This window comes from Brevundimonas sp., assembly GCF_032107865.1.
In the GTDB taxonomy this organism is placed as follows: domain Bacteria; phylum Pseudomonadota; class Alphaproteobacteria; order Caulobacterales; family Caulobacteraceae; genus Brevundimonas.
Genome location: NZ_DAMCNG010000175.1, coordinates 1 through 5,664, shown reverse-complemented (window position 1 = coordinate 5,664; position 5,664 = coordinate 1). Strand labels below are relative to the sequence as shown.

The following is a 5,664-nucleotide window of genomic DNA, read 5'->3' as shown; positions in this document are numbered from 1 at the left end:
ATCAGCCGGGCTTGCGCGTCGAGGCGGCGGTCGGGCGGCTGGCGCAGTTGTCGGATCGGGATCGGGCGGCGCTGGCGTCGTTGCCGCCCGCAGCACGGGCCGCCGCGCCGGTGCTGATCGACCCCGATGGGCGGCCCGTTCTGGCCTGGCGTGCGGCGGATGTAAGGGCGCTGGGCCTGCGGCGGCTGACGCTCGCCCTGGCGGCTTTCGGGGACGAAACGACGCAGGAAGACGGACTCTTTCAAACCCTTCATGGCGAAACGCCGCCGTCTGACCTATTTTCAGACGAAGACTGCTGATCGACGGGCCGAGCGCGGCTCCGTCGAGGAACCGAGGACCGAATGAACCTGCGCAATTTCGCCATCTGGGGCGTGATCCTTCTGGGACTGGTGACGGTCTACGCCGCGATCAGCCAGAACGGCGGTGCCCCCGCCATGCCGGGCGCCAAGGGCGCCGCGGCCGCCGGCCGCCCCGAACCCATCACCTATTCCCAGCTGATGACGGCTGTGGAGCGTCAGGAGATCAAGTCGATCGTCGCGCGCGGCGAGACGATCACCGGCGTCTTTAAGAACGACAGCAAATTCACCGCCGTGACGCCTGTGCCGAACGCCGAGCTGGTCGAGCAGATCCGCAAGTCGGGCGTCGAGGTCGAAACCAAGAGCACCCGTCAGCCGTGGTGGTCGGGCCTGCTGGGCCTGCTGCTGCCGGTGGCGCTGATCATCGGCTTCTGGCTGTTCATCATGAACCGCATGCAGGGCGGGGCGAAGGGCGCCATGGGCTTCGGCAAGTCCAAGGCCAAGCTGCTGACCGAGCACAAAGGCCGCAAGACCTTTGACGACGTCGCGGGCGTAGACGAGGCCAAGGACGAGCTGCAGGAGGTCGTCGACTTCCTGAAGGATCCGGCCAAGTTCCAGCGTCTGGGCGGCAAGATCCCCAAGGGCGCCCTGCTGGTGGGCCCTCCGGGTACGGGTAAGACCCTGCTGGCGCGCGCCGTCGCGGGCGAGGCGGGCGTGCCCTTCTTCTCGATCTCGGGGTCGGACTTTGTGGAAATGTTCGTCGGCGTCGGCGCCAGCCGCGTGCGCGACATGTTCGAACAGGCCAAGAAGAACGCGCCGTGCATCATCTTCATCGATGAAATCGACGCGGTCGGCCGTCACCGCGGCGCAGGCCTCGGCGGCGGCAACGACGAGCGCGAGCAGACGCTGAACCAGCTGCTGGTCGAGATGGACGGCTTCGAGGCGTCCGAGAACATCATCCTGATCGCCGCGACCAACCGTCCCGACGTTCTGGACCCGGCCCTGCTGCGTCCGGGCCGCTTCGACCGTCAGGTCGTGGTGCCCAACCCCGACGTCTCGGGCCGCGAGCGTATCCTGCGCGTCCACATGAAGGACGTGCCCCTGGCCGCCGACGTGAATGTGAAGACCCTGGCGCGCGGCACGCCGGGCTTCTCGGGCGCGGACCTGGCCAACCTGGTCAACGAAGCGGCCTTGATGGCGGCCCGCAAGGACCGTCGCATGGTCACGCACCGCGACTTCGAGGACGCCAAGGACAAGGTAATGATGGGCTCCGAGCGGAAGTCCATGGCCATGAACGAGGAAGAGCGCCGCCTGACCGCCTATCACGAGGCCGGTCACGCCATCGTCGCCATCAACGTCAAGATGGCCGACCCGGTGCACAAGGCGACCATCGTTCCGCGCGGCCGGGCCCTGGGCATGGTGATGCAGCTGCCGGAAGGCGACCGCTATTCCATGAAGTTCCAGCAGATGATCGACCGCATCGCCATCATGGCCGGCGGCCGGGTCGCCGAAGAGCTGATCTTTGGCCCCGAAAGCATCACCTCGGGCGCCAGCTCGGACATCGAGCAGGCCACCAAGCTGGCGCGGGCCATGGTCACGCGCTGGGGCTTCTCGGAGCGCCTGGGCACCGTGGCCTATGGCGAGAACCAGGAGGAGGTCTTCCTGGGCCACTCGGTCTCGCGCAGCCAGAACGTCTCGGAAGAGACGGCCCGCATCATCGACGAAGAGGTCCGCCGCATCGTCACTGAAGGCTGGGAAGAGGCGCGCCGCATCCTGACCGACAAGGCGGGCGACCACGAGAAGCTGTCCCAGGCTTTGCTGGAATACGAGACCCTGTCGGGCGACGAGATCAGGGATCTGCTGGAGAACGACCAGCCGCCCAAGCGCGACGACGAGAACGACACGGTCGTCGGCCCGTCGCTGTCGGTCCCGGCCACGCCGGAAGACGAGACGGCGCCAGTTGCGTCAACCGAACCTCAGCCGGCGTCGACGGTCTGAGGCGACGAAAAGCGGAAACGAAGAGGGGCGCGTCCGCCGGACGCGCCCCTTTTTCTTGTCGTGCCATGCTCGAGGGTCAGGCGGCGGAGGCGGCTTCGTCCTCGACCTTGACCAGGGTCAGCTTGCGCACGGCGCCTGACGGGTCCGGCCAGGTGATCGACTGGCCTTCCTTCAGGCCGATCAGACCAGCGCCGACGTAGGACAGGATGGAGACGCGGCCGGCGTCGATGTCGGCTTCCTTGGGCAGGACCAACTGGACGCGGCGCACGTCGGGGCTGTGATCGTCCGAGTATTGAAGCCAGCGGTTCAGGGTGACGACGTTCTTGGGCATGGCCTTGGGCTCGCACACCTTGGCGCGGTCCAGTTCCTGTTGCAGCAGGCCGGCGGGGCCTGAGCCGGGCAGGTCGCCGACCAAGCGGTCCAGGGCGTCGAAGTCGTCGCTGCGAAGCGTGATGGCGGGCAGGGCGCCCTTGCGGGGGGTGGTCATGAGGAAAACTCTCTGAAAGGTCGGGCGACGTCAGGCGGCCGAGGGGCCGTCATCGTCGGGATGTTCTGGGTCGATGTGTTCTGGGTGGGCGTGTTCGGGGTCGGACGGCGCCTCGGGCGCGGTCGGCCTCCGAAAGGGAATGATGTCGGCGCCGCGCGGCGGTTCGCCGGGACGGTTGTCGTCCGTGGTGTCTGGGCGGCGTGTCATGCGCAAATCTACGCGAGCGGCCCCAGGCCGGCGCGGTCCTGCAAAATGAATGGGGGAAACAGGAGACTTAAAGCAACTTGGTCCCGTAACGGGCGCCCGGCGCAGGGCGCACGGCGGACCGCTACGGGTTAAAGGCCTTCGACGCGGCGTCCCGCGTGGGTGAGGCGTCGAGCCTGGCTGACGAAGCGTTCCATTGCCTTTAGAGGCTGGACCCAGGCGCGGTGAAAGTCAAACCGCGCTCTCTGGAGTCGATGTCGCATGACCTATCAATCCCTCGTGAAGCCGCCGCTCGTCATGGGCATCGTCAACGTCACGCCGGACAGCTTTTCCGACGGCGGGCGGCACGCCACGACCGAGGCCGCCCTGGCGCAGGCGCTGAGGTTGATCGACCAGGGCGCCGATGTGCTGGACATTGGGGGCGAAAGCACGCGGCCCGGCTCGGACCCGGTCGATGAAGCCGAGGAGATCGCCCGCGTCGCGCCGCTGATTACCGCTATCCGCGCGCGCTGGGGCGGGGGGATCAGCATCGACACCATGAAGCCCGGCGTCGCCCGCGCCGCCGTCGCCGCCGGCGCGACGATGTGGAACGACGTCACAGCTCTGAGCCATGCGCCCGACAGCCTGGCGACCGCCGCTGAACTGGGGTGCGAGGTGGTGCTGATGCATATGAAGGGCGCGCCCAAGACCATGCAGGACGATCCCCGCTATGACGATGTCGTGGCCGAGGTCGTCGCCCATCTGGCGGCGCGAGCCGAGGCGGCCACGGCGGCGGGCGTAGCGCGCGAGAAGATCTGGCTGGACCCCGGCATCGGTTTCGCCAAGACGACGACGCATAATCTGACGCTGACGGCGCGACTGGGCGCCTTGGTCGATCTGGGCTTTCCGGTTCTGTACGCCGCTAGCCGCAAGCGTCTCATACAGGGCGTGGACGCTGCGGCGATGGAGGCGGACGACCGTCTGGGCGGCTCCTTGGCCCTGGTGCTTGAGGGCGCGCGGCGCGGCGCCCGCATGGTGCGGGTCCACGACGTGCGCGAGACGGTCCAGGCGTTGAAGCTTCAGGCGGCGGTGGCGGGGGCTGGCTGAGGCTCAACCCTTCCAGTCGGGCAGAACCTGATCGGGGAAGCGATCGACGATGAAGGTCGGCTCGATCGCTCGCTCCAACCAGAGTTTGGCGCCGGCCAGAACCAGGGTGAAGCCTTCCATGGCGTCCAGCGTAGCCTTCACCCCCTCATCCGTGGCGGGGAAGCCGCGATTGAAGATCTCGACCCAGGTCGCCTTGTCGCGCGCTTCGAAGCGCCATTCGACCTCGGTCGGCTGATCGTCCAGGTTCCAGTCGATGAGAATTCGCCGGTTAACCTGAACGTCCTTGACCAGAACACGGGTCGAAACGCCGTACATCCCCCAGGTCCACGTCACGGTCGCCCCCGGCGACAGGCGGCGATCGCCATGGGTGAACCAGAACCACGACGTCACCCCCGGTTCTGTAAAGGCTTGATAAACCTCATCGACGGGGCGTCGGATCAGTATTCCGGTTTGGACCACAGGCGTTTGCAAATCCCAATCTCCCAAGGGAATCGAGGCGGCAACGCTTATCGTCGCAGAATTGTTTCTGCGGCGGGAATAAAAGAATGCAAACTTCAATATAACAGAAAGTGTCGAACGGTGAAATCATGAATGCAAAATTCATGACCAATGTTCTCAATTGTTTGTTTTGATATCATCGGTCTATTTTGGCGTTGGTTGAGTTCTGCTTTGGATTTTCAGCAGGAAGAAGGCCGCCGAGTGATCGGGCTGGAAGCCCTTGTCTGAAGATGCGTCATCCGCCATTCAGCCGTCATGTCTTGGCTTCTGTCTCTTAATCCCTGGCTGGTTCTCGTGGTGGCGGGGCTGTTCGAAGTGGGCTGGGCGTCCGGCGTCAAATACGTCGGCGTGCAGCGGCCGCTGATCTCGCTGGGCGTGGCCGTAGCCTTGGCCGCCAGCATGGTCGGGCTGTGGGCGGCGACGCAACGCCTGCCGGTCGGCACGGCCTATGCTGTGTGGACGGGCATCGGCGCCGTGGGCGCGGCGGTGGTCGGCGTGGCCGTCTATGGCGAGCCGGCGACGGCGGTGCGGGCGGTCTGCATCCTGCTGATCGTCGCGGGCATCGTCGGGCTGAAACTGTTCTCGGGCGTGACGGCATGAGCGAAGTCCCTCAAGCCGCTTCCGAGGCGCCGAAAAGAGGCCGGGTGCTCATCCTGGCCGGTTCCGACTCCGGCGGCGGGGCGGGCATCCAGGCCGACATCAAGGCCGTGACCGTGCTGGGCGGGTTCGCCGCCACGGCGATCACCGCCATCACCATCCAGAACACCCTGGGCGTTCACGGCGTCCACGCCGTGCCGCTGGACGTGATCGAGGCTCAGGCCAAGGTGGTGCTGGACGACATCGGCGCGGACGCCCTGAAGACCGGCATGCTGGGCTCGGTTGAGGTGGTGGAGCGGGTCGCCGGCCTGATCGACTATGCGGCGGGGGTTCCGGCCGTGGTTGATCCCGTCATGATCGCCAAGGGCGGTTCGCCCCTGCTGGAAGACCGCGCCGTCGAGGCCGTGCGCCGCCTGATGGTCCCGCGCGCGGCCCTGCTGACGCCCAATGCGCCGGAGGCCGAGGCCCTGACCGGGCTGACGGTCGCCGATCTGGACG

The 5,664-nt window shown here is 66.6% G+C and carries 7 protein-coding genes and 1 pseudogene; 5 read left to right on the top strand and 3 right to left on the bottom strand.

Annotation, left to right across the window (positions count from 1 at the left end):
- Positions 1-299 (top strand): annotated as a pseudogene (locus RT567_RS12930) (PP-loop family protein); the annotation flags it as partial.
- A gap of 42 nt (positions 300-341) precedes the next feature.
- Entirely contained in the window at positions 342-2,294 is a 1,953-nt protein-coding gene (gene ftsH / locus RT567_RS12925) for an ATP-dependent zinc metalloprotease FtsH (protein WP_313576721.1), read from the top strand.
- Between the two features lie 76 nt (positions 2,295-2,370).
- On the opposite strand, the gene rnk is transcribed toward ftsH, so the two are convergent.
- Together rnk and RT567_RS12915 are read right to left on the bottom strand one after the other, a co-directional pair.
- Entirely contained in the window at positions 2,371-2,781 is a 411-nt protein-coding gene (gene rnk, locus RT567_RS12920; RefSeq protein ID WP_292058137.1) for a nucleoside diphosphate kinase regulator, read from the bottom strand.
- A 30-nt stretch (positions 2,782-2,811) separates the two neighbouring features.
- Positions 2,812-2,988, bottom strand: a complete 177-nt coding sequence (locus tag RT567_RS12915) for a hypothetical protein (RefSeq protein WP_313576720.1) — start codon at positions 2,986-2,988, stop codon at positions 2,812-2,814.
- Positions 2,989-3,246: 258 nt separating this feature from the next.
- Here RT567_RS12915 and folP point away from each other — a divergent pair, with 258 nt between their 5' ends.
- Entirely contained in the window at positions 3,247-4,071 is an 825-nt protein-coding gene (gene folP, locus RT567_RS12910; protein WP_313576719.1) for a dihydropteroate synthase, read from the top strand.
- Positions 4,072-4,074: 3 nt separating this feature from the next.
- Here folP and RT567_RS12905 read toward each other — a convergent pair whose 3' ends face one another.
- Positions 4,075-4,542: an SRPBCC domain-containing protein gene (locus RT567_RS12905; protein WP_313576718.1), complete on the bottom strand. Its 468-nt coding sequence runs from the start codon at positions 4,540-4,542 to the stop codon at positions 4,075-4,077.
- A 282-nt stretch (positions 4,543-4,824) separates the two neighbouring features.
- On the opposite strand from RT567_RS12905, the gene RT567_RS12900 reads away from it, so the two are divergent.
- A complete protein-coding gene (locus RT567_RS12900; protein WP_087140888.1) occupies positions 4,825-5,169 on the top strand; it encodes a DMT family transporter in 345 nt (114 codons plus the stop codon).
- On the top strand, positions 5,166-5,664 hold a 499-nt coding region (locus RT567_RS12895), incomplete at its 3' end, for a bifunctional hydroxymethylpyrimidine kinase/phosphomethylpyrimidine kinase (RefSeq protein ID WP_313576717.1). The genes RT567_RS12900 and RT567_RS12895, both read left to right, overlap by 4 nt.

Coding starts and splice junctions, on each gene's coding strand:
- ftsH (WP_313576721.1), top strand. CDS start 342: ATGAACCTGCGCAATTTCGCCATCTGGGGCGTGATCCTTCTGGGACTG.
- rnk (WP_292058137.1), bottom strand. CDS start 2,781: ATGACCACCCCCCGCAAGGGCGCCCTGCCCGCCATCACGCTTCGCAGC.
- RT567_RS12915 (WP_313576720.1), bottom strand. CDS start 2,988: ATGACACGCCGCCCAGACACCACGGACGACAACCGTCCCGGCGAACCG.
- folP (WP_313576719.1), top strand. CDS start 3,247: ATGACCTATCAATCCCTCGTGAAGCCGCCGCTCGTCATGGGCATCGTC.
- RT567_RS12900 (WP_087140888.1), top strand. CDS start 4,825: ATGTCTTGGCTTCTGTCTCTTAATCCCTGGCTGGTTCTCGTGGTGGCG.